General features: G+C 60.5%; 19 protein-coding genes and 1 pseudogene. 18 read left to right on the top strand and 2 right to left on the bottom strand.

The annotated features are described in order from the left end of the window. Window positions 1–394: 394 nt before the first annotated feature. Window positions 395–502 (top strand): annotated as a pseudogene (locus ACUSIJ_RS06390) (DUF3363 domain-containing protein); the annotation flags it as partial. 78 nt (window positions 503–580) lie between these two features. On the opposite strand, the gene ACUSIJ_RS06385 reads toward ACUSIJ_RS06390, so the two are convergent. Continuing rightward, a complete protein-coding gene (locus ACUSIJ_RS06385) occupies window positions 581–961 on the bottom strand; it encodes a nuclear transport factor 2 family protein (RefSeq protein WP_449307540.1) in 381 nt (126 codons plus the stop codon). Between the two features lie 83 nt (window positions 962–1,044). On the opposite strand from ACUSIJ_RS06385, the gene ACUSIJ_RS06380 reads away from it, so the two are divergent. From ACUSIJ_RS06380 to ACUSIJ_RS06365, 4 genes are all read left to right on the top strand, one after another. Next, complete coding sequence (locus ACUSIJ_RS06380; RefSeq protein WP_449307539.1) at window positions 1,045–1,656, top strand: TetR/AcrR family transcriptional regulator; 612 nt, start codon at window positions 1,045–1,047, stop codon at window positions 1,654–1,656. Next, window positions 1,656–2,561: a LysR substrate-binding domain-containing protein gene (locus tag ACUSIJ_RS06375; RefSeq protein ID WP_449307538.1), complete on the top strand. Its 906-nt coding sequence runs from the start codon at window positions 1,656–1,658 to the stop codon at window positions 2,559–2,561. The genes ACUSIJ_RS06380 and ACUSIJ_RS06375 overlap by 1 nt, the downstream gene beginning before the upstream one ends. A 195-nt stretch (window positions 2,562–2,756) precedes the next feature. Beyond that, entirely contained in the window at window positions 2,757–3,686 is a 930-nt protein-coding gene (locus ACUSIJ_RS06370) for a zinc-binding dehydrogenase (RefSeq protein ID WP_449307537.1), read from the top strand. Continuing rightward, window positions 3,683–4,867, top strand: coding sequence for an MFS transporter (locus ACUSIJ_RS06365; RefSeq protein WP_449307536.1), 1,185 nt, complete (start codon window positions 3,683–3,685; stop codon window positions 4,865–4,867). Before ACUSIJ_RS06370 ends, ACUSIJ_RS06365 begins: the two co-directional genes overlap by 4 nt. 32 nt (window positions 4,868–4,899) lie before the next feature. Here ACUSIJ_RS06365 and ACUSIJ_RS06360 read toward each other — a convergent pair whose 3' ends face one another. After that, on the bottom strand, window positions 4,900–5,352 hold the full coding sequence (locus ACUSIJ_RS06360; protein WP_449307535.1) for an ester cyclase: 453 nt from the start codon (window positions 5,350–5,352) through the stop codon (window positions 4,900–4,902). A gap of 299 nt (window positions 5,353–5,651) precedes the next feature. On the opposite strand from ACUSIJ_RS06360, the gene ACUSIJ_RS06355 reads away from it, so the two are divergent. From ACUSIJ_RS06355 to ACUSIJ_RS06295, 13 genes are all read left to right on the top strand, one after another. Continuing rightward, the gene (locus tag ACUSIJ_RS06355; protein ID WP_449307534.1) at window positions 5,652–6,401 is read left to right on the top strand and encodes an SDR family NAD(P)-dependent oxidoreductase; all 750 of its coding nucleotides are present in this window, start codon (window positions 5,652–5,654) and stop codon (window positions 6,399–6,401) included. An 81-nt stretch (window positions 6,402–6,482) separates the two neighbouring features. After that, window positions 6,483–7,184, top strand: coding sequence for an SDR family NAD(P)-dependent oxidoreductase (locus ACUSIJ_RS06350; protein WP_449307550.1), 702 nt, complete (start codon window positions 6,483–6,485; stop codon window positions 7,182–7,184). A 130-nt stretch (window positions 7,185–7,314) separates the two neighbouring features. Then, window positions 7,315–8,064: an SDR family NAD(P)-dependent oxidoreductase gene (locus ACUSIJ_RS06345; RefSeq protein ID WP_449307533.1), complete on the top strand. Its 750-nt coding sequence runs from the start codon at window positions 7,315–7,317 to the stop codon at window positions 8,062–8,064. Between the two features lie 123 nt (window positions 8,065–8,187). After that, window positions 8,188–8,919 (top strand): SDR family NAD(P)-dependent oxidoreductase, encoded by a 732-nt coding sequence (locus ACUSIJ_RS06340; RefSeq protein WP_449307532.1) that lies wholly within the window; start codon window positions 8,188–8,190, stop codon window positions 8,917–8,919. Continuing rightward, window positions 8,916–10,004, top strand: a complete 1,089-nt coding sequence (locus ACUSIJ_RS06335; protein WP_449307531.1) for an alkene reductase — start codon at window positions 8,916–8,918, stop codon at window positions 10,002–10,004. Before ACUSIJ_RS06340 ends, ACUSIJ_RS06335 begins: the two co-directional genes overlap by 4 nt. Then, window positions 10,001–10,696 carry a DsbA family oxidoreductase gene (locus ACUSIJ_RS06330; protein ID WP_449307530.1) on the top strand — a complete coding sequence of 232 codons (696 nt, stop codon included), beginning with the start codon at window positions 10,001–10,003 and terminating at the stop codon, window positions 10,694–10,696. The genes ACUSIJ_RS06335 and ACUSIJ_RS06330 overlap by 4 nt, the downstream gene beginning before the upstream one ends. A gap of 358 nt (window positions 10,697–11,054) precedes the next feature. Continuing rightward, window positions 11,055–11,804 carry an SDR family NAD(P)-dependent oxidoreductase gene (locus ACUSIJ_RS06325; protein WP_449307529.1) on the top strand — a complete coding sequence of 250 codons (750 nt, stop codon included), beginning with the start codon at window positions 11,055–11,057 and terminating at the stop codon, window positions 11,802–11,804. 20 nt (window positions 11,805–11,824) lie between these two features. Continuing rightward, on the top strand, window positions 11,825–12,931 hold the full coding sequence (locus ACUSIJ_RS06320; protein ID WP_449307528.1) for an NAD(P) transhydrogenase subunit alpha: 1,107 nt from the start codon (window positions 11,825–11,827) through the stop codon (window positions 12,929–12,931). A gap of 13 nt (window positions 12,932–12,944) precedes the next feature. Next, a complete protein-coding gene (locus tag ACUSIJ_RS06315; protein WP_449307527.1) occupies window positions 12,945–13,262 on the top strand; it encodes an NAD(P) transhydrogenase subunit alpha in 318 nt (105 codons plus the stop codon). Further along, window positions 13,262–14,653 (top strand): NAD(P)(+) transhydrogenase (Re/Si-specific) subunit beta, encoded by a 1,392-nt coding sequence (locus ACUSIJ_RS06310; RefSeq protein WP_449307526.1) that lies wholly within the window; start codon window positions 13,262–13,264, stop codon window positions 14,651–14,653. Before ACUSIJ_RS06315 ends, ACUSIJ_RS06310 begins: the two co-directional genes overlap by 1 nt. Continuing rightward, a complete protein-coding gene (locus tag ACUSIJ_RS06305) occupies window positions 14,650–15,930 on the top strand; it encodes an MFS transporter (protein ID WP_449307525.1) in 1,281 nt (426 codons plus the stop codon). Before ACUSIJ_RS06310 ends, ACUSIJ_RS06305 begins: the two co-directional genes overlap by 4 nt. 68 nt (window positions 15,931–15,998) lie before the next feature. Further along, window positions 15,999–16,886 (top strand): LysR family transcriptional regulator, encoded by an 888-nt coding sequence (locus ACUSIJ_RS06300; protein ID WP_449307549.1) that lies wholly within the window; start codon window positions 15,999–16,001, stop codon window positions 16,884–16,886. 155 nt (window positions 16,887–17,041) lie between these two features. After that, window positions 17,042–20,293 carry a hypothetical protein gene (locus ACUSIJ_RS06295; RefSeq protein ID WP_449307524.1) on the top strand — a complete coding sequence of 1,084 codons (3,252 nt, stop codon included), beginning with the start codon at window positions 17,042–17,044 and terminating at the stop codon, window positions 20,291–20,293. The last annotated feature ends 383 nt before the right edge of the window (window positions 20,294–20,676 follow it).

Below are 20,676 nucleotides of genomic sequence, written 5' to 3'. Positions count from 1 at the left end.
CTCCGAAATTCCGCCCTTTTCGCCCAAAATCCGCAGTTTCCGATTTTACACTGAACGCGCCGATTCCCTGCATGGACACTGCAAAGAAATCCGCCGCCGAAGGCGCATAGTTGCGACTGCCGATCTGCAAAACGGCTACCGGATTCGTGCCGAATCTGGCGCATATCCCATACCGCCTAATGCGCGGCAAACGCGCCAGAGAAGCGCATGAGTTTCAACAATGGCCACGCCGTCAACATGCGCTGGCCGTGCAAGCATCAGAAAGCCGCAGGCGTCTCTATTCGCTGCCAAAGTCGCGACGGTGGAAGCGGACGAGCGGCCCGCCGGAGCAACCGCCAAGAGTCTGGCGTAGGCGGGCCGCTCGTCTGCGGTGAGGTAGTTTCGTTTATCGTTCCCGTGGCGACCAGTCATCGACCGCCAGTTCGGCCGCGAAGTCATGGGCGTCGTTCAGGGCGGAGCAGTGTCGTGGCAGTTGGGGCGAAAAATGCAGTTGGGATTGTAACGCCGCGCAGGCCAAAGCGCCGTTGGCGACCGAGGCTACGATGCCGACTGGTTCTTCTGCCTCTACATGCGCTTGCGTTCAGCCTTCGCTGAAGGCGCGAGCGGCTTCAGCGGTGTCGAGTGCTTCTCGCAGGAGTTTGATCTTTCCGGCCTCGGCGATAAGCAGGCCGGCATAGATTTGCCGGTAGGTCTTGCCCGTGTCGGGGACAAGCGCTTCGACATGATATTCGGCGAAGACCCTATCCGGGGTGTCGATCCAGACCGTGAGGTTCTTAAAGGCGAAATCCGGCACCTTCGCGAGGAGGCCCGCGATCAGCTTCTCGATCGCCGCCGGCCCTTGCGCATGAGCTTTCACCCACGGCAGCTCCAGCACGCCATCGTCGGCATAGAGCGACGCGGCCACGGCGGGGTCTTGGATATTGTCCAGATAGCTCTGGAGCAGTTCGCGCGCATTCTCCATTTGTTCAGTCCTTTCGGCGTGTAGCGATCACTATATTTGCTGGACGGGCTGCGCCCACGCTATTATATAGCGTTCACTATACGATGCGGAACCCGGCGACGATGGCGCGTCCACGCAAGCTTGATCTCGACCATGCTCTCGACGTTGCGACCGATCTGTTTTGGCGCAACGGCTATGAGGGCACGTCGCTATCCGATCTGACAAAGGCGATGGGCGTCACACCGCCCAGCTTCTATTTTGCCTTCGGCAGCAAGGAGAACCTGTTTAGGCAGGTCTATGAGCGCTATCGCGTCGGCCATCTCGCTTACACCTCCCGCGCGCTGGAGGAGCCGACTGCGAAGGAGGTCGCTGAGCGCCTTCTCTACGGCGCTGTCGAAGCGCAGACCGCGCCCGATCATCCGCCGGGCTGCATGGGCGTGAGCTGCGCGAGCCCAGGTCCGACGGGCAGCGATCCGATCCGTGATGATCTGATCGAAAGGCGACGTCTCGCCTGGGTCGGCCTGCGCGATCGTTTTGCAGCGGCGAAGGCGTCCGGCGACCTTCCGCCCGACACCGATGTCGATGCGCTTGCACGGTTCATAAATGTGGTCGGGCTTGGCATGTCGATCGAGGCGCAAGGCGGCGCCACCCGAGAGGAACTTCAGCGCGTGGCACGCATAGCGATGACCGCGTTGTCGGCCCCTGGAGGCATTTGATGGACCGCCTCGACGTGATGCGCTTGTTTGTTCGTGTCGTGGATACGGCAAGCTTCTCCAAAGCCGCCAAAGCGGAGGGAGTGGTTCAACCGACTGTCAGCAAGCACATCGCCGGTTTGGAAGCGCGCCTCGGGACTCAATTGCTCCGCCGCACTTCGCGCGGTTTGAGCCTGACTGAAGACGGCGAGGCTTTCTACGAATCGGCAGTCCGCTTGTTGGATGAGTTTGAGCGAGCCGAAGCGCGCGTCGGCAGCGGTCAGGTGTCGCCAGCGGGCCGCATTCGCGTGGCGATGTCGGCGGGCTTTGGACGCATGCATGTGCTTCCGCGCCTGCCGGCTTTCTTCGAGCAGTATCCCAACGTAACGATCGAGACCGACATCACAGACAGGTATGTCAACCTCATCGAGAATCGCATCGATGTCGCAATCAGGATCGGCTCGCTGTCGGATTCAAGTCTTGTCGCACGGAAGATTGCGACCGGGGAGACGGCGCTTATTGCCTCGCCCGATTATCTTGGACGGCGAGGAGAGCCGAGCACGCCGGCCGATCTCGCGGATCATGACTGCGTTACTTTCATGTTCGGCGGCGCCGTCAGGCCATGGGAGTTCTTGGGGCCTGATGGCCCGATGACCGTGGAGCCGGCAGGGCCGGTGAGAACGAGCGACGCCGAACATGTTCGCGTTGGCGTGCTGTCCGGCCTCGGCATTGCGCAAGCGCCTGCCTGGCTCTTTGCCGACGAACTGGCCACGGGCGCCGCAACGCGCATTCTAGAGAGCTACGCGCCGCCACCGCATTCGATCTATGCCGTCAGCTCTGCCGGTAGGCTTCAATCCAGTAAAGTTAGGGCGTTCATCGATTTCTTGGCACAGGCATTCGCCCAGGACGCTAGCCTGCGTCTGCGCTAGCGGCACATTCCGCCCCGGAATAGTTCGTATTCCCTATCAAGACCTACTGACGTTGGTTATGCGCGCCCACTTGCGCCGCTGTAACCCAGAGCGGCGGATCGTCGGTGTCACACTCCGATCGTGAGCGCGCTGGCAACGATACGGGAGCGCCTAGTGGCGGTAGCAGCGCGAATCCACGAGCATGGTCCTCCGAGCGTGCTGACCGTCGAAAGCGTGAAGGTCGGGACGCCGGGCTCTTCTGAAGTGCGCCTCCGCCAAACTGAGATCGGCCTCAATTTCGTTGACACGATGTTTCGTGATGGCACCTTCCCGCTTCAGCTCCCCGCAGTTCTCGGCATCGAAGGAACAGGCGTCGTTGATATTGTCGGCTCGGGCGTGACGGGGTTTCAGCCGGGCGATCGTGTCGCCTATTTTTACGCGCCAGGCAGCTACGCATCGGCGCGTTTAGCACCCGCCGACGCTCTGCTTCGCTTGCCAGAGGACATCAGCGAAGAGCAGGCGGCAACCTTTCTTGGCAAGGGACTGACTGCCTGGATGGCGCTTCGCCTTCTTCATCGCGTGGAGTCCGGCGAGACGATTCTCGTGCAAGGCGCCTCTGGCGCCACCGGAACGATCGTAACGCTGTGGGCGAAGGCTCTCGGTGCGACAGTGATTGCCGTGGTAGGGTCGCGCGAGAAACTTGGCGCCGCCGCGCTGAACACGGACGCGGCGCTGTGGTCTGGCGATCCGGAATTTCAATCCAAGGTGCGCGCCTTGGCGCCGGACGGCGTAGATGCCGTATGTGAGTTCGTCGGCAAGTCGACGATCGCGCAGTCCGTGGCGTCGCTGCGCCGCGGCGGCGTGCTTCTCACGATTGGCGCCGCGTCTGGGACTGCCGACCTCGACCAAAGCCAGTTGGCAGAGCGTCGCATCCGCGTCGCCGGAGGAAGCACCGTCCGCAACGTAAGCGGCGACTTGATCGCACAAGCGACCAACGAGCTGTTCGATGCCATTCGCTTGGGCTACTTCGCTTCCGTAAAGGCTAAGCGCTATCCGTTGCAGGCAGTTGCGACAGCGCATGCAGATATTGCCGCGCGGCGCATTGGGGGTCCGGCGCTGCTTATTGCGTCGCGCGACCTGGAATGAGCGCCGGGAAAGGCGTCGATTCCCGCATCTGGCTTCTCGCCCTCGGCGCATTCGCGACAGGCACCGACGCGCAGATCGTGGCCGGCATATTGCCTCATCTGGCCCGAGACTTGTCTGTGGGCCTCGGCACGGCAGGCATGGCCGTCGGCGTCTATTCGGTGGCTTACGCGCTTTCAGCGCCGATTCTCGCGGCGCTGACGGTGCAGTTCCGCCGCGATCGCGTCGCCGTAGCGTCTCTTGCCGCTTTCACGCTGGCAAATGCGCTTTGTGCGGTTGCCCCGAGCTTCACCGTGCTCGTCATCGCGAGGGTTCTTGCCGGCATTTTCGGCGGCTTGTTCATTCCCGCAGCCTACGCTCTCGCCGGTGAGTTCGCGCCGGCCGAGCAGAAGGGGGCGGCGCTCGGCCGTGTGGCGGTTGGAATCACGGGTGCAATTGTTGCGGGCGTGCCCCTTGGCGCGTGGGTGGGGGCAAACCTCGGTTGGCAAGGGGCATTCTGGTTGGTCACGGCGATATCCGCAGCAGCGGTTGCGGCTATCGCCATATGGATTCCGGCGCCGGGAGCGGCAAAGGCGCCAGCGACTCTCCTCGGCCGCTTTAAACCGCTCGTGCATCCGGCGATATTGATAGCGTTGCTTCCAACCTTGCTGTGTCTCAGCCTCAATGGCGGCGTCTACACCTATCTCGGCGCGCTGGTTCTCGCGCACGGCTATCCGACCAGCATGGTTTTGATTGCATTCTTCTCGTTCGGGCTCGGGGCGCTCGTCAGCAGCCAAACCGCCGGCCGGATCATCGATCGCTTTGGCCCAATCCCGCCCATGGTTCTCGCGTTGTTCGTCGGCGTTGGCGTGGCGCTGGTCTTCCCGGCCGCCATGAGCGCGGCTTGGTCAACGTGTCTCGCAAGTTTTGCTTTGGGCGCGGCGCCGTGGCCGGTCGTGCTCGGCCAGCAGCGCCGCCTCATGTCGCTTGCGCCGGAGCATGTCGAAGTCGTGCTCGCGCTCAACAATTCGTTTGTATATTTCGGTGTCGCTGCGGGCGCGACGTTCGGCAGCATTCTTCTCGAAAGAGGCTTCGGCCTCGACGCCATCCCCGCGTTTGGCGGGGCGTTTCCGGCCGCCGCTTTACTCGCTTTGATCGCGAGCGAGGCGTTCAATAGGAGGCGCGAAGAGAAGGACCGAAACTGAGCGCGGAGTTTTTTGACCTGTGGCGTGGGCCGTCACGCAGAGTCGCGCTTGCCAATGCCAGGGCCGGTCTCGCCTTTCAACTGTTGGACGAGCGAATACAAATTGCCGACACCCCAATGGTCGGTGATCTTGCCGTCGCGGACGCGCATGGCGTCGACGGCTTCAAAGTGAACCTCGCGGCCGGTGGGTTCAATGTCAAGGAACGTGCCGCGGTGTGTGCCGTAATAGACCTTGTATGTTGTGACCAAGTCACCGTCTGCACTCTGCCAATGGATTACGGCGTGGAAATCCGGGAAGGCCGCGCGCAGACCCTGGTAGAGCATGAGAACGCCGGCTTTATCGGCGCCGACGCCGGGCTGCGGCGTGTGGTCGACGAAGGCGTCATCGAAGAGTTTGTCGAACAGCGCCCAATCGCCGGCGCCCTGCACCTCCTCGGTATTGCGTCTGACGATCGCCTTGGCGGCCTCCGATCCAACAGTGGGCATGCGTCTGCTCCTCGAGCCGAACGCCTGTGCGTCCACCGCTGGAAGTGGTGCTTGCGGCGGAGATAGAAAGTCAGCGTCCGGAATAGAATGCATTCCGGCATGGAATGCTGGCGGCCGTGCGAGCAGGCAAGCCGGAGAGCGTAGCCGCCCGCACGACGCATGACATCAGCTCCCATCGGTATTCCAAGTCAGAATAGGATGTATTCTCAGGCAAAGCCTTCAGAATGTGCGCGCTGCGGCGCACCTCATGCTCGTGGAGCCGTTTCGGCCCACGTTCAGATGAACCGAGGGCCAAGCATATGGGGAAGCTAGACGGAAAGGTTGCGGTTATCACCGGCGGCAGCAGCGGGATCGGACTCGCGACCGCGCAGAAGTTCGTCGAGGAAGGCGCCTATGTTTTTATCGTCGGTCGCCGACAAAGCGAACTCGACAAAGCGAAGGGGCTGATTGGCCGCAACGTGACCGCTGTTCAGGGTGATATCGCCAATCTCGATGACCTTGATCGTCTGTATGAGACCGTGAAAGGCGAGAAGGGATCGCTCGACATAATCGTCGCGAATGCAGCATTCGTCGAACTCGTCACAATTGCCGATGTCACCCCCGAGCATTTCGACAAGACCTTCAATATCAACGCGCGTGGCACTTTCTTCACGGTGCAGAAGGCGTTGCCGTTGCTGAAGGACGGCGGGTCGATCGTGATCGTGGCCTCGACCGCGCACTTGATCGGCTCACCGCCTCACACGACCTATTCCGCTTCCAAAGCGGCGCAGCGCTCGTTCGCGCGCAATTGGGCGGCGGATCTCAAGGCGCGCGGCATTCGGGTCAATTCCCTGAGCCCCGGCCCCGTCGATACGCCGATCATCGACGGCCAGGTGAAAACCGCCGAGGAAGCCGCCGCTATGCGCCAGATGTTCGCCGACATGCTTCCGCTTGGTCGCATCGGTAAGCCAGAGGAGGTCGCGGCCGGTGTTCTTTTCCTCGCCTCAAGCGACAGCAGTTTCACGACGGGCATCGACCTGGTCATTGATGGTGGCCAAACGGGCATCTGACATAGTCGCGCGCCGCCCGCGGCAACCCCGTGTGCCGATTTGGCGGCGACGCGGAGGTGACTCGTGACGCCGAAAAATCCGATGTCCGAATTTCCCTACAACCGGGCGCTCATCGTTGGCGTCGGACCCGGCGTCAGCGCCTCTCTCGCGCGTCGTTTCGCGTGCTTGGGGGTCATCGTCTGTCTGGCCGCGCGCAACACCGACAAGCTCCGCGCGCTTTCGGACGAGACGGGCGCGGCGACCTACCATGTCGACGCGGCGGATGCGCAATCGATGGCGAAGCTCTTCATGGAGGTGGATGCGGATATTGGGCCGCCGGACCTCGTTGTTTACAACGCCGCCGCGCCCCTTCGCGGCAACCTCGCCGATCTGGAGCCGAGCGCGGTGCAGGCTGCGATCGCGACAACAGCCTTCGGGGGCTTCCTCGCTGTCCACCATGCGGCGAGGCGCATGGAGTCAGCGGGTCGCGGCGCGATCGTGCTGACCGGAAATTCAGCGAGCATCAAGGGCTTTCCAGGTTCAGCGGCGTTCGCGATGGGGAAGTTTGCGCTCCGCGGTCTTGCGCAGAGCGCCGCGCGCGAACTAGGCCCCAAGGGAATCCACGTCGCGCATGTGATCATCGATGGTTTCATTCGATCCGAACACCGTCCTGATCCCCCCGAGAAGCCCGACAGCACGCTTGACCCGGACGACATCGCGCAGAGCTACGTCGACCTCCTGTGTCAGCCGCGCAGCGCGTGGAGCGACGAACTGGTGGTGCGGCCATGGGTCGAAAAATACTAGGGCAACTGCCCATGGCGAGGCTCATTCCACGCTGGAATAGATCGTATTCTTCTACGGCCTCTACCGACTTTCTCGGCCAGCCCACACGTTTGTCGCTGGGAGCGCCCGTTGCCTGTTCAGAAGAGGGATTATGTCAAAGCTTGATGGGAAAGTCGCCATTATCACTGGCGGCAGCAGCGGCATCGGCTTCGCAACCGCCAAGCGGTTTGTGGCCGAGGGCGCTCGTGTTTTTATTACCGGGCGCCGTGAAAACGAGTTGAAGAAGGCGGCGCGCGAGCTTGGGCCGCAAGTCACGGCGCTTCGCGGTGATATCGCTGAGCTGGAGGACCTCGACCGCATCTACAAGAAAATCGCCCACGATGCCGACGAAATTGACATCGTCGTCGCCAACGCGGCCTTCGTGGAACTTCGCAGCCTAGAGGAGTCCGAGACCGCGCACTTCGACAAGATATTCGGCACGAACGTCAGAGGGACGTTCTTCACCGTTCAAAAAGCGCTGCCCCTGCTCCGGAATGGCGGGAGCATCGTGCTCGTGACGACATCGGGCCACGTCAAAGGCGTGCCGACCTATGGCAGCTATTTGGCGACGAAGGCCGCGCTGCGAGCATATGCACGCACCTGGGCCGCGGAGCTGAAAGACCGCAAAATCCGTGTCAACACCGTAAGTCCGGGGCCGATCGACACTCCCATTTTCGAGACCGTCCATAAGCGTAAGGATTTGGCCGACGGCGCCAGGGAGGCGTTCAAGAGCGCTATTCCGATGGGACGTCTTGGCACAGCGGATGATGTCGCCGCGTCGATTCTCTACTTAGCGAGCGACGATAGCAGCTTCACGACGGGCTTCGATCTATTCGTCGACGGCGGGCTCTCCCAGTTCTGAGAGAGAATATTCCTTCTGGGAATAGCTCGTATTCCGAGCCGCCGCCTTCTGGGATGGAACAGACATCACGAGATTCTCGCACACGCCACCGTAACGGCGCGGCGCACTTTTCTGGAGAAGTATATGACGAAATTGGCTGGCAAGGTCGCTGTCATAACTGGCGGAAGCAGCGGCATCGGGCTTGCGACCGCCAAGCGTTTCGGGGCCGAGGGCGCGCGGGTCTTCATCATGGGGCGCCGGCAGGCGGAGTTGGACAAGGCCATAGCGCAGATCGGCGGCAATGCGGTCGCGGTCCAGGGCGATGTGACCAAGCGCGGCGATATCGTGCGCCTCTACGACACGGTCAAAGAACAGGTTGGGCATCTTGACATCGTGTTCGCCAACGCCGGCGTGGGTGGCTTTACCCCGCTCGGCGAAGTCACCGACGAGTCGTTTGACGCAGATATAAACCTCAACCTCCGCGCCGTTCTGTTCACCGTGCAGGAGGCGTTGCCGCTTCTCCGTCAGGGTTCCTCCGTGATTCTCAGTGGATCAATCGCCGGAGCGAAGGGCTTTCCGGGAATGTCGGTCTACGGCGCGGCGAAAGCCGGTGTGCGCTCATTTGCGCGCACCTGGACGGCGGAGTTGAAGGCACGCGGCATTCGAGTGAACGTGCTCAGCCCCGGTCCGGTCGCGACGCCTCCGTTTCAGGCAGCGCCCAAGGAGGCGCAGGATCAGTTCGCCGAGGCGGTGCCGATCGGGCGCGTTGCGCAGCCCGAGGAGATCGCCGGCTTGGCGCTGTATCTCGCGAGCGACGAGTCCAGCTTCGTTGCCGGCTCCGAATTTTTCGTTGATGGCGGCGTCGCGCAGATATGACGCGAACCACGCCATCCATTTTCGATCCGGTTCGCCTGGGCGATCTGGAACTGCCGAACCGTGTGATCATGGCGCCGATGACGCGCAACCGGGCCATCGGCGCCGAACGAGCGCCGAACGTGTTGATGCGCGAATACTACAGCCAGCGAAGTGGCGCAGGTCTCATCATCAGCGAAGCAACGTCGGTGTCGCCGTCGGGCGTTGGCTATCCTCACACGCCGGGCATCTGGTCAATTGAGCAAACGGCGGGCTGGAAGTCCGTCGTCGAGGGCGTTCACGCGGCCGGCGGGAAAATCCTGCTCCAGCTCTGGCACGTTGGCCGCCTTTCCGATCCGATCTATTATGATGGCGCTCCACCGATCGCGCCGAGCGCTATTGCCATGGATGGGACCGTAAGCTTGCTGCGGCCCACTCGGCCTTATCCGATCCCCCGCGCGCTGGAGGCCAAAGAGATACCCGCGATCGTCGGGAGTTTTCGGAGTGCCGCTGCGAACGCAAAGGCCGCTGGATTCGACGGCGTCGAGATACATGGCGCGAACGGCTATTTGCTCGACCAGTTCCTGCAGGACAGCTCGAACAAAAGAGAAGACGCCTATGGCGGCCCGATCGAGAATCGCGCGCGCCTCCTTCTAGAAGTGACGGACGCGGTGACGGCGGTTTGGGGGCCAGGGCGGGTCGGCATGCACCTCGCGCCGCGTGGTGACGCCCAGATCAACGGCGACAGCGATCCGGAGCAACTCTTTGGATATGTCGCGGCGCAGCTCGGCCGGCGTAAGCTCGCCTTCATCTGCACACGCGAGGCGCCGACGGGCGCGCGCTTCAGCCCTGGGCTCAAAAGAGCCTTTGGCGGCGCTTATGTTGCGAATGAGGGGCTCACGTTTGAGACCGCGAGCGCGCTGGTTGCATCGGGCGACGCGGACGCCGTCGCTTTCGGCAAACCGTTCATTTCCAATCCGGACTTGGTGGCGCGCTTTCGCGCGGGCGAGAGGCTAGCGCCGTGGAAGGAGGATACCTTCTACGGCGAAGGCGCGGCCGGCTATACGGATTATCCAACGGCCGCCAAGAATGCTGAGGAACGATTGTGAGCGGGCTGGATGTGGAAATCTGGTCGGACATCGCATGTCCGTTCTGCTTGGTCGGCAAGCGGAATTTCGAGGTGGCACTCCGGTCCTTCGAGCAAAGCGCGGAGGTGAGCGTAACGTGGCGCAGCTTTGAACTCGATCCGGGTGCGCCCGCTGCTTACGAGGGTGACGTGTGGGACAATATCGCCCGCGCCTACAATATCGCGCGGGACGAAGCGATCTCCATCAACATGCGCACACAGCGCCTCTTCGCCGAGACGGGGATCGAGGCGAGGTTCGACCTTGTCTGTCCCGGCAATATGTTCGACGGCCACCGCCTGATTCACTTTGCGCGATCCCGCGGTAGGCAGGATGCGATGAAAGAACGTCTGCTGCGCGCCTACTTCGCCGAAGGCGAGTTGATCGCCGACCATGATGCGCTCGTGCGCCTGGGCGAAGAGGTCGGCCTAGATGCTGGCGAAGTGACGCAAATGCTGGCTACTGACGCATTCGCGGAAGATGTGCGCTCCGACGTGGCGACGGCGCGGCGGCTTGGCATCACTTCAGTGCCGCACTTTGTCGTGGACCGTTCTTTCGGCCTGGCGGGAGCGCAGCCACCGGAGGTCTTCCTGTCGCTGCTGAAGAGGGCTTGGAACGAGCGCCCGCCGCTGCCCGAGAGTGCGGGCGGCGAGGCTTGTGGCGTCACTGGCTGTTAGTCCGGATAATTGTCAGCGTCCGGAGGTCGGAGGGGCCGAAGGACACCTTTTGCGGCGAGGCTTGGTCGCGCCGGGCAAGTCCAGCGCATACGCGAACTTAGACGCTCTGTCGGGACGTGGTCGGATCATGATGGACCGGCCCGGACTTGTTGTTGGGGGTCGGAAGTCCTCGTAACGCGAAAGAACCTGCGGCTCTACGGACCATTCCTAGACAGTGTCGTCAGGAGGAAGCCGCGAAGTGTATGCCGCGAGAGAATAGAACGTATTCCGGCTCACGGCCTTCTGCCCATCGCATCGCGGCAACACCTAATTCGCGCGGCCGAAATGTTTTCGGCACCTGCGGCGAGAGAGGTTATCTATGTCGAAGTTGGATGGGAAAATCGCCGTCGTCACCGGCGGCAGCAGCGGTATCGGCCTCGCTACCGCCAAACGGTTCGTTGACGAAGGCGCGCATGTCTTCATCACCGGCCGACGCGCGGCCGAGTTACAGAAAGCCAAGGATCATATTGGGCGGAACGTCACCGCCGTCCAAGGCGATATCGGCAATCTCGATGACATCGATCGCTTATATGCGACGGTGAAGGCGGAGAAAGGCGCGCTCGATATCATTGTCGCCAACGCGGCCTTCGTCGAGCAGGTCAAGCTTGCCGACGCTACGCCTGAGCACTTCGACAAGACTTTCAACGTGAATGCGCGCGGCACCTTCTTCATCGTCCAGCGCGCCCTGCCTCTGCTGCGACGTGGCGGCGCAATCGTTTTGATCGGATCGGCCAACTGGACGAAGGGCCTGCCCGAATACACCGTCTATTCAGCCACCAAGGCGGCGATGCGGTCCTTTGCTCGCAGTTGGGCCGCGGATTTGAAAGATCGGGGCATCCGCGTGAACAGCGTGAGCCCAGGCCCCGTCGACACGCCGATTATCGATGGGATGGTCGCTACCCCAGAACAGGCGGCCGAGCTTAGGGCGGCTATGGCCGCAGCGATGCCAATCGGGCGGATCGCGCGTCCCGAAGAAATCGCGGCGGCGGCGCTTTACCTCGCCTCCGACGAAAGCAGCTACTCTATCGGCGTCGACCTCGTCGTCGATGGCGGTTTTAGCCAGCTCTGACCAGGAACGGCTAGCTCGCCATGATCGATGAAACAAATAGCGCAGTAGCGCTCGCCGTGCTGGCGGAACGTCATCCGGGCGAGAGCCGCGTGGCCGTCATACCGGACGACATCGCGCGGCTTCGGGGCAAGATCGCCTTTAGGGTGGAGCGCGGCGCTGGAGCGCGCGCAGGTTTCGACGATGCGTCATATGCAGCCGCTGGCGCGATAATTGTCGAGCACGCGCAGGCGCTGGCGTCTCCTACAATTGTCGCTGTGCGCGCACCGGAGCCGTCCGCGTTGCAACGTGGCGCAGTGCTGATTTCGCTCGGTGGTCGCGACGCGGCGCTCGGGCGGCGCCTGAGTGAGATGGACATCGCGCATCTTGGTTTGGAGCGCATGCCGCGCATCACCCGCGCGCAAAGCATGGATGTTCTCTCCTCGCAGGGTTCTATTTCGGGATACGCTGCCGTCATCGAAGGTGCGCGCACGCTCGGCGTGCTGTTGCCGATGATGACAACGGCGGCCGGGGGCATCAAGCCAGCCAAGATGATCGCGCTCGGCGCAGGTGTTGCTGGGTTGCAGGCGATCGCGACAGCGCGACGACTTGGCGCAGTAGCGCATGGCTTCGATGTGCGCGCCGCCGCGCGTGAGCAGGTCGAAAGTCTTGGCGGACGCTTCGTGTCCGTCGAGAGCCCGGCCGACAATGCTGATGCTGCTGGCGGCTATGCGGCCGAGCAGACCGCCGCCACGCAGCAAAAGCTTCGGGAAGCGCTCGCAGCGCATCTCTCGTCGATGGATCTCATTATCACCACAGCACAGGTGCCGGATCGCCGCGCGCCGATACTTATCGACGACCACACGGTTGCGGGATTGAAGCCCGGCGCGGTCGTTATCGATCTGGCGGCGGAAAGCGGCGGCAATTGTTCGCTGACTGCCCCCGACGAGGTCGTTGAGCGGAACGGTGTCCGCATCTTCGGGCCTACCAATCTTCCGAGTCTGATCGCGAAGGATGCCAGTCGGCTCTTCAGCGGCAACATCCGGGCATTGCTCACGCATCTGCTCCAAGTAGACGCGCGCTTGGTGCTCCGGCCGGAGGACGAAATCACCAACGCCTTGCTTGGTTCATCCCTGCGTATGGCAGTCTAACGGGAATGCACTCATGACATCCACCACGATTATGCAGTTGTTCGTTTTTATGCTGGCCGGCGTCGTCGGTTTCCAGATGATCACCCGCATTCCCCCATTACTTCACACGCCCCTCATGGCGGCCACGAACGCGATGTCCGGCATCTCGCTTGTTGCCTCCATCGTTTTGGCCGGCGCGGATTACGGTGTGACTGCAACGATCCTTGGAACCGTCGCTGTGGCAGCCGCCATGGCCAACGTCGTGGGGGGCTTCCTGATCACGGATCGAATGCTCGCCATGTTCAAACGCGCGCCCAGCGCACCGATCACTTCTGACGCTGGTGGAGCGTGATGAGCGAGTCCTTGATTCAACTTGCCTACATAGTCGCGGCGTTCCTTTTCATCGTCGCGCTGAGGTCACTCGGCAAACCCGACAGCGCCCGGCGCGGCATGCAACTCGCCGCCATGGGGATGTTGATAGCGATCGTCGCGACGCTGTTCGAGGCGCGTGTCATCTCCTACCAGTGGATCGCGGTTGGCGCTGTCGCAGGAACGATCATCGGCTATCCGCTCAGCATGTGGGTTCCGTTGACGGCGATGCCGCAACGGATCGCCTTCAGTCACGCATTTGGCGCGCTCGCGGCAACACTTGTCGGCGTCGGGGAATACTTGCACTGGCGATCGGCGGGAGGAGTCGGGCAAGCGCAGGCGATGGCGCTTGGATTTGAAGTCCTGTTTGGGGCGCTCACTGTCACGGGCAGCCTGATGGCGTTCGGCAAACTACAGGAAATTCTGCCCGGCCGCCCGATCACCTTCCCACTACAGAACGCCTTTAATATCGCGCTGATCGTCGTTGGTATCGCAGCGCTCGGCTGGCTCGTAATCGATCCATCGAACATCGTGGCCGCCGGCGCCCTACTGGTCATCGGCCTTACGGTTGGCGTTCTGCTTGTGCTGCCAATCGGTGGCGCCGACATGCCAGTCGTCATCTCGCTTATGAACTCGTATGCGGGGCTCGCGGCAGCCGCGACCGGCTTTGCGATCAACAGCAACATTCTCATCGTCGTCGGTGCGCTTGACGGCCTGTCGGGGTTCATCCTGTCGGTCGCGATGAGCAAGGCGATGAACCGTTCCTTCGCAAATGTCCTGTTCGGAGCTTTCGGGTCGCCCGGAACAGCAAGCACCGAAGGGGCGGCATCGACTGTGGGCGGCGAGATGACGGCGATCTCGGCGGAGGATGCCGCGCTACGCATGGCTTATGCTGAAAGAGTCGTGATCGTGCCGGGCTATGGCCTTGCAGTGGCGCAGGCGCAGCACCAGGCCCGCGAACTCGCCGACCTCATCGAAAAGCGAGGGGGGGACGTTCGTTTCGCCATTCACCCCGTCGCTGGTCGAATGCCCGGCCATATGAATGTGCTGCTGGCAGAGGCCGGTGTGCCCTACGACAAGCTGATCGACATGGAGGACATCAACGGGCGTTTCGCCGAAACCGACGTGACGTTGGTGGTCGGGGCCAACGATGTCGTCAATCCAGCGGCGAGAAACAATCCGGCGTCGCCGATTTTCGGGATGCCGATCTTGAAAGTGGATGAGTCTAGGTCGGTCGTTGTTCTGAAGCGCGGCAAGGGCACAGGATTCTCGGGGGTCGAAAACGATCTGTTCGTCGATCCCAAGACCTCCATGCTGTTCGGTGACGCGAAGCAATCGCTGCTGAGCCTCGGCCTTGAGGTGAAGAACGCATGAGCGATACGGTGTCGAATCCGCCATCGAAGTTCGCGCTTCCTGTCATCCTTCTCGCAGTCTTCGTGATGCCAATCGGGATATCCGGGACGGCGGTAGCATTGCCAGGAATCGCGCGCGATTTGGGCTCGAACCCCGCGCTGCTGCAGGGAGTGGTGAACGGCTTCAATGGGTCGTTCGCCGTTTTCATGCTGGTGTGGGGCGTTCTGTCGGACCGGATCGGCTATAAGATCACCTTCGTGATCGGAGCCGCGCTCATGGTCGTCGGTTCCGTGATCAGCGCGGCGGCTCCGTCCTTGCTGATACTCGATGTCGGGCGGGTGGTATGCGGCATCGCAGGCGCGGCGGTATTCGCCGGGGCATCGGCCACTCTCTCGAATGCCTTCCCGCCTGCCGTTCGTGGTCGGAATTTCGCGATTTTCGGGTCTACTCTTGGTCTGGGCGGCACTGTCGGGCCAACGCTCGCCGGGTGGCTGATTCCTGTTATCGAATGGCGGGGAATCTTCCTCCTGTATGGTGCCGTCGCGGCAGTCGCCTTCTGCCTGAGTCGCCATGTTCCTCATGCGCCTCGTCCAGAGACCCCGGCTGCGAAGGCAATCGACTTCTCATTGCTGCGAAACCCGACCTTCCTCGCGTTTGCTCTGGTCCCGGTCGCTGATGCGATCGGCTTCATGACACTCTTCACCTACCTCCCGGTGGCGTTGAGTGCGCAACACAATATGGATGCGCCCACCGCCGGGTCACTTCTGCTCCTGATGACGGTGCCGATCTTCGCGAGCCCGCTCCTGGTGGCAATGATCATGAAGCGCTTCCCCTCGGTGACCGCGATGTCGGTCATCTATGTGTCGCTGGGCGTTTTGCTAATCGGTGATTTCGGCATGTTCCTCTTGGAACCGTCGCTCCCGATCATCTGGATCGTGGTCCCCATGATCCTTCTCGGCTTTGGATGGGGATTGCCCGCAGGGCTTGTCGACGGCGCGGCGATCGGAGCGGTGCCGCGGGAAAGCAGCGGGACCGCCGCCGGCGTGTTGAATTTCTTGCGACTTGGCAGCGAGGCAATCGCGATTGGCGTCTACGCGGCTGCGATTCATTGGGTCATCGGCGGCGTCGTCAACGATCCGGCGCTCGCGGACCAGGTGGCCGCTGGCAATGGCGGGCATGGCGATGCTTATGCCGTGGCATTTCGCACGGTGCTTTGGGTGCTCATCGCGCTGACAGCCGCGACAGCGGTCGCGATTGCTGTGTGCCATCGTCTTAGTCTTAGGCGGGGGGCTGCGTGATGGATGCAACCCCGGCACACAAATGCGGCAGGTTGACAGACAACCCGCTTCTGCGTGGCCGCATCCCTATGGTCTCGCTCGTTCATACACTTACTGTCGCCGAGCATTTGAACTTCCGACATGCGGCCAACGCTCTTGGTGTCAGCCAGTCCAGCGTCAGCACACGGATTAAGACGCTTGAGGAAAACCTTGGCATCCTTCTGTTCGAGCGGCACGCGCGCGGCGTCCGGCTGACCGAAGCCGGCCGGCATTTCGTCGAGCGGGTGACGACCGGCATCGGCCATCTCGATCACGCCGTCAGGACGGCCGGCATGGTCGCGCGCGGCGAACACGGCCGCTTGCGCATCGGCATCCATGCGCTGATCCCTGGCAGCTTCCTCGCCAACCTGCTGGAGCAATACCGCGAACAGCACCCGGGCATCGAGGTCGAGATCGCCGAAAAAACAGCCCGCGATAGTGTCATGCAGCTTCGCGCCGACCGGCTCGACGTGACATTCATGGCGGGCTCGCCCGAGTTTCCTGATTGTCATTCCCGGCGGATATGGCGTGAACGGCTCATGGCCGCGCTGCCTTCACGCCACCTGCTTGCCGAGGGAACGGGCGTCACTTGGGCCGATCTGGCGAGCGAGACATTCATCGTCCGCTACGGTGGCACCGGGCCGCAGGTGCGTGACCATATCGTTCTGCGCCTTGCCAGCGGCTGCCCCGACCTCTCGATCCTGCGCTTCGACGTTGAGCGCGGCACATTGCTATCTATGGTGGCGCAGAGCTATGGCGTTACCATCGTCGGCGAGGCGACATCGCAGATTCACGCGCCCGGCGTAACTTTCCTGCCGATTCTCGACGAGCCGGAACCGCTCGCGTTCTCCGCAATTTGGTCTCCACACAACCGCAGCCCCGCGCTCCGAAACCTCCTCGACCTCGCGGGTAAGATGAACCGATCAGGCAAGGCGTAATATCATTGCCGAACGCACCGGCAGGAATTTGCAGAGGTATCTGCCACAGGGACATGGGCTGCCGACGCCCACGTAGCGGATTGGGAAAGTTTAAGTTGTGCCGAGGCGCGGAATAGACCGTCACCATAAGCTGATTTCTGCTAGAATCCGGTGCTATGAATCACCGCCCCAAACCCTCTGACGTCATGCGGGCCAAGCGCCCCTACCTCTATTCCGATAGCACCAATACGGATGCTTATCGGCTGAGCAGGTCAGAACTTAGCCATCATTTGGACACTCTGACTGATCGCAATCAGCACAAGGACTTTGAGAACTTCGCTCGCCAGCTTTGCGAGCGCGAAATATGCCCCAACTTGCGGCCGCAAACAGGACCGGAGGGTGGCGGAGACGGTAAGGTTGATACGGAGACCTATCCTGTAGATGGTCAGATTGCCGAGCGATGGTTCTTCGGGGATCGGGCGGACGGCAAAGGGAAATGGGGCTTTGCTTTCAGCGCAAAGAAAGATTGGGCAAACAAGGTCCGCTCAGATGTCAAAGGCATTGTCGAGACCAAGCGAGGCTATGAGAAGATATTTTTTGTTTCCAGTCGCCCAACGCGTTCCAAAGATCGGCTTCGGGTCGAGGACGAGCTGCGGGATACCTACGACGTTCCAGTGACCATCCTAGACAGGGAGTGGATTCTTGATCGCGTCTTTTCACATGGCCACAAAGACCTAGCCTTTGAATGCCTCGCGGCGGGAGAGCATGATCCAGATAGCGTTCAGCTTGGGCCAAATGACTTTAAGAATCAGCAGGCACTTGCGGAGATCGAAGAAGCCTTAGCACGCATGGGCAATACGCAGCCCGACTACACGCAAGCCGTTTCGGATACCTTTGAGGCCGCCATTCTTTCCAGGCGCCTGGAGCGGCCCCGATTTGAAACCGAAGGCCGGTTTCAGCGCGCAATCGAATTCGCGAAAAAATATGGCGCAAGCTATCAGCATCTGCGCGCTATCTATGAGCTGGCCTGGACACGGTTTTGGTGGTTTGACGATATTGAGGCGGCGCAGGACCTTTACGAGCAAGTTGAGGACCTCGCGTTCGCCACTGACCATGCCCAACATGTTAGCAAGGTTTGCAATCTGCATCAGTTGCTTGTGGGCCAGGTACTGCCCGGTCTTCAAGATTCAGAGTCCCTGAAGCTTCCAGAACGGTCTTCTCGCCTGAAGAAGAAGCTGGTTGCATTAGCTGGTGAAAAGGCCAGGCCGAACAACGCGCTTTATGCTGAAGCGCTCCTCTGGCTCTTTCGACTCAATGAGAACGCTCTGGAAGGCAATCGCGAAGACTTTGATGATATCTGGATTGGGCTGTCCAGCATCATCGACAGAGCTGCGGGATTGGGCGAGTTTCCTGCTGAAATGCTGGATTCGGTTATTGAGGCTCTTTCTCCTTTGGCCCCTGACAGCTCAGAGTTTGACACGCTCATCGAAAAACTCGCCGAGTTTATGGCCGAGCGGAGCAAGGAACTCAAAGCTGCTCGAATCTATCTTTCCCAAGGGGAGCGCAAGCTCGACGCTGAAAAGCCTATAGAAGGCATCAAATTCCTCGGGCGCTCCGTCGTCAACTTCATGAAGGAGGAAAGTCGTGAGGAACAGGGCCGCGCGCTCTATTGCCTTGCCGTCGGCTATCGCGGCGCCGGACTTCTATGGGCCGCAAGAGGAGCCGCGATGGGCGCGATCACCCAAGTATGCGCCCAGGCCGAGCAGGATGGCGAGATACCCGTAGAAGCGGTACCAACATTCAGCTTATTCACGATGATCGCGCTTCAACTGGGGCATGTGGCGGACTTTTTAAGCGGGATACAATTCCTTCGCGCTGCCAACAATGTATTGCCGCTCGACGATGCGAGCCGAGAGCGACTATCCAGGAAAATTCTTGAATTTGATCAGTTGCTGTCGTGCTTGCTATCGGTAATTTCAATCGACAACATAAAGCGGCTGACGGAGCTTCCCGACGTTTTTGAAGCGCTGCACCTCTTTACTGCCCGTATGGTTCTGCTCTACCGGCTGGGGCACCTGGACATATTGAAATCCGATGGCTCCATTCCTGAGGGCACAGAGGATTCCGACATCCACGATATGATGTCGATGATAGCCGCGCAGCCCGCATCCCGCGATCTGCCAAAACATATGGTTTTGCTGGGCAGCGATCTTACGAAGATTGAAGCACGAATTATGGGTATCAATTTTCAGATCGTGGCGGAGGGCGATCGGAACGGATTTCTGCTAGCCGAGGCGCACATTTCATTTCTTGAGGCATTCCTTTCCACGCTTCTCAATTCCGAAGCGTTCGCGCACAGGGAAGGCTTGCAAGTGGAAATCACACAAGCCGGTTCATTGAGCGAAGCGGGGATTGAATTTAACGCAACTCGCGGAAAAGTGGCAGTTGCATTGCCCGCTACCTGGGATGCGTCCGAAGTGGACAACCATGCGGAACTGAACGAGCATCTTGTAGAATTCGGCACTCATGTCCTGGTGAATTGCATCGTTCTGCGGGATCATAAAAAGGTGCTTGAAGAACTGCTGGGAATTGAGCGCGCTTTCGAACGCGCGATGCTGTTTTATCGAACGGGAATGTCACGCAGTCGGGCGTTAGGTGGCGATGTTGGCCAAATTGCGGACTGGAGCCACTTGGTCAAACGAACTTATTCGTTCCGGGAGGACGCCCCGCAAATCGAACCGAAAAAGCTGGCTGAGCAGCAGGGTGATGAAAACGCGAGGCTCGGTCTTGGCGAGTTGAATAGCCACCGCGATTTATCAGTTAGCTCAATTATCAACCAGCCACTCTGGGACAAAGCGGGGTGGCAGGGAATGATGTATGGCTATGTAGGTCCTGGCCAACCGCCGCTATTGGGTCTGATTTTCAGCAACGCCGAGATGGCGAATGCCATATTCGAAGAATGGCAGGATCGGTTCGGACGCGACGATGCGAATGACGAGATACGCATCAGCATTATCAAAGGAATCGACAGGAAAAATCCATATTACTATCGAGGCTGCATTAGCCGAGATATGGATGCGATCGCGAAGAATGACGCAAGGCGATTCATAAGTGTTGCTCGCATGACCACCATGACGGTAAGCGATCACAATAATCTAGAATTGTTCCTGCGCGCATTTTTGGCACTCGGCTACTACTTCCTTCTACCCGCGATCTTCGATGATGAGGGACAGCCTAAACTCCTTCCAGAGCGGGCAATTTTGAAGCGAAAGCTTAACGTGCGCGATGCCTGGGAAATCGGTCGTCACGATCTGGATTCTATGGCTGTTACACCCAAGGACGATGTCATTGTCCCAGATCACGAAAAATCGCCTCCGGTGCACGAACTTTTCGAATGGCGCCGAGAAATGGAATCCCGTCAGAAATGAGTTCGCGATGTGATTATGGACGAGCCCGTATGCTTCACGCAAAGCTAACGATCGCCATGCCGAAATTGTAGTCGCCGCCATTTCCGTTTCCTCCCCGAAATCGTTGACACGTGCGGCATACGGGGTGCGAGATGCGTTGGCGCTTACCATCGTTTTCCGAAAGCAAATCGATAACGAAGAGGATCAGGTCATATTTCTGATAGTTATGTCAGTTAGTTATCTCTGATTTCATGGTGATAATTAGAGGGCTATAGCGTAGACGTATTTATCATTTCCGTCTGGAACGGCGCTCCATATTACGATACGATCGAAAGCCGCGGTTCTCCGCGGCTTTCGTCGTTTTGGGCATGGTTGAAATCGCAGGGCGCGGTTGCCGTTTTGCG

Source organism: Pseudochelatococcus sp. B33 (assembly GCF_053570585.1).
The sequence above is the reverse complement of the archived record's forward strand: the minus strand, read 5'-3'. Positions and strand labels throughout refer to the sequence as shown.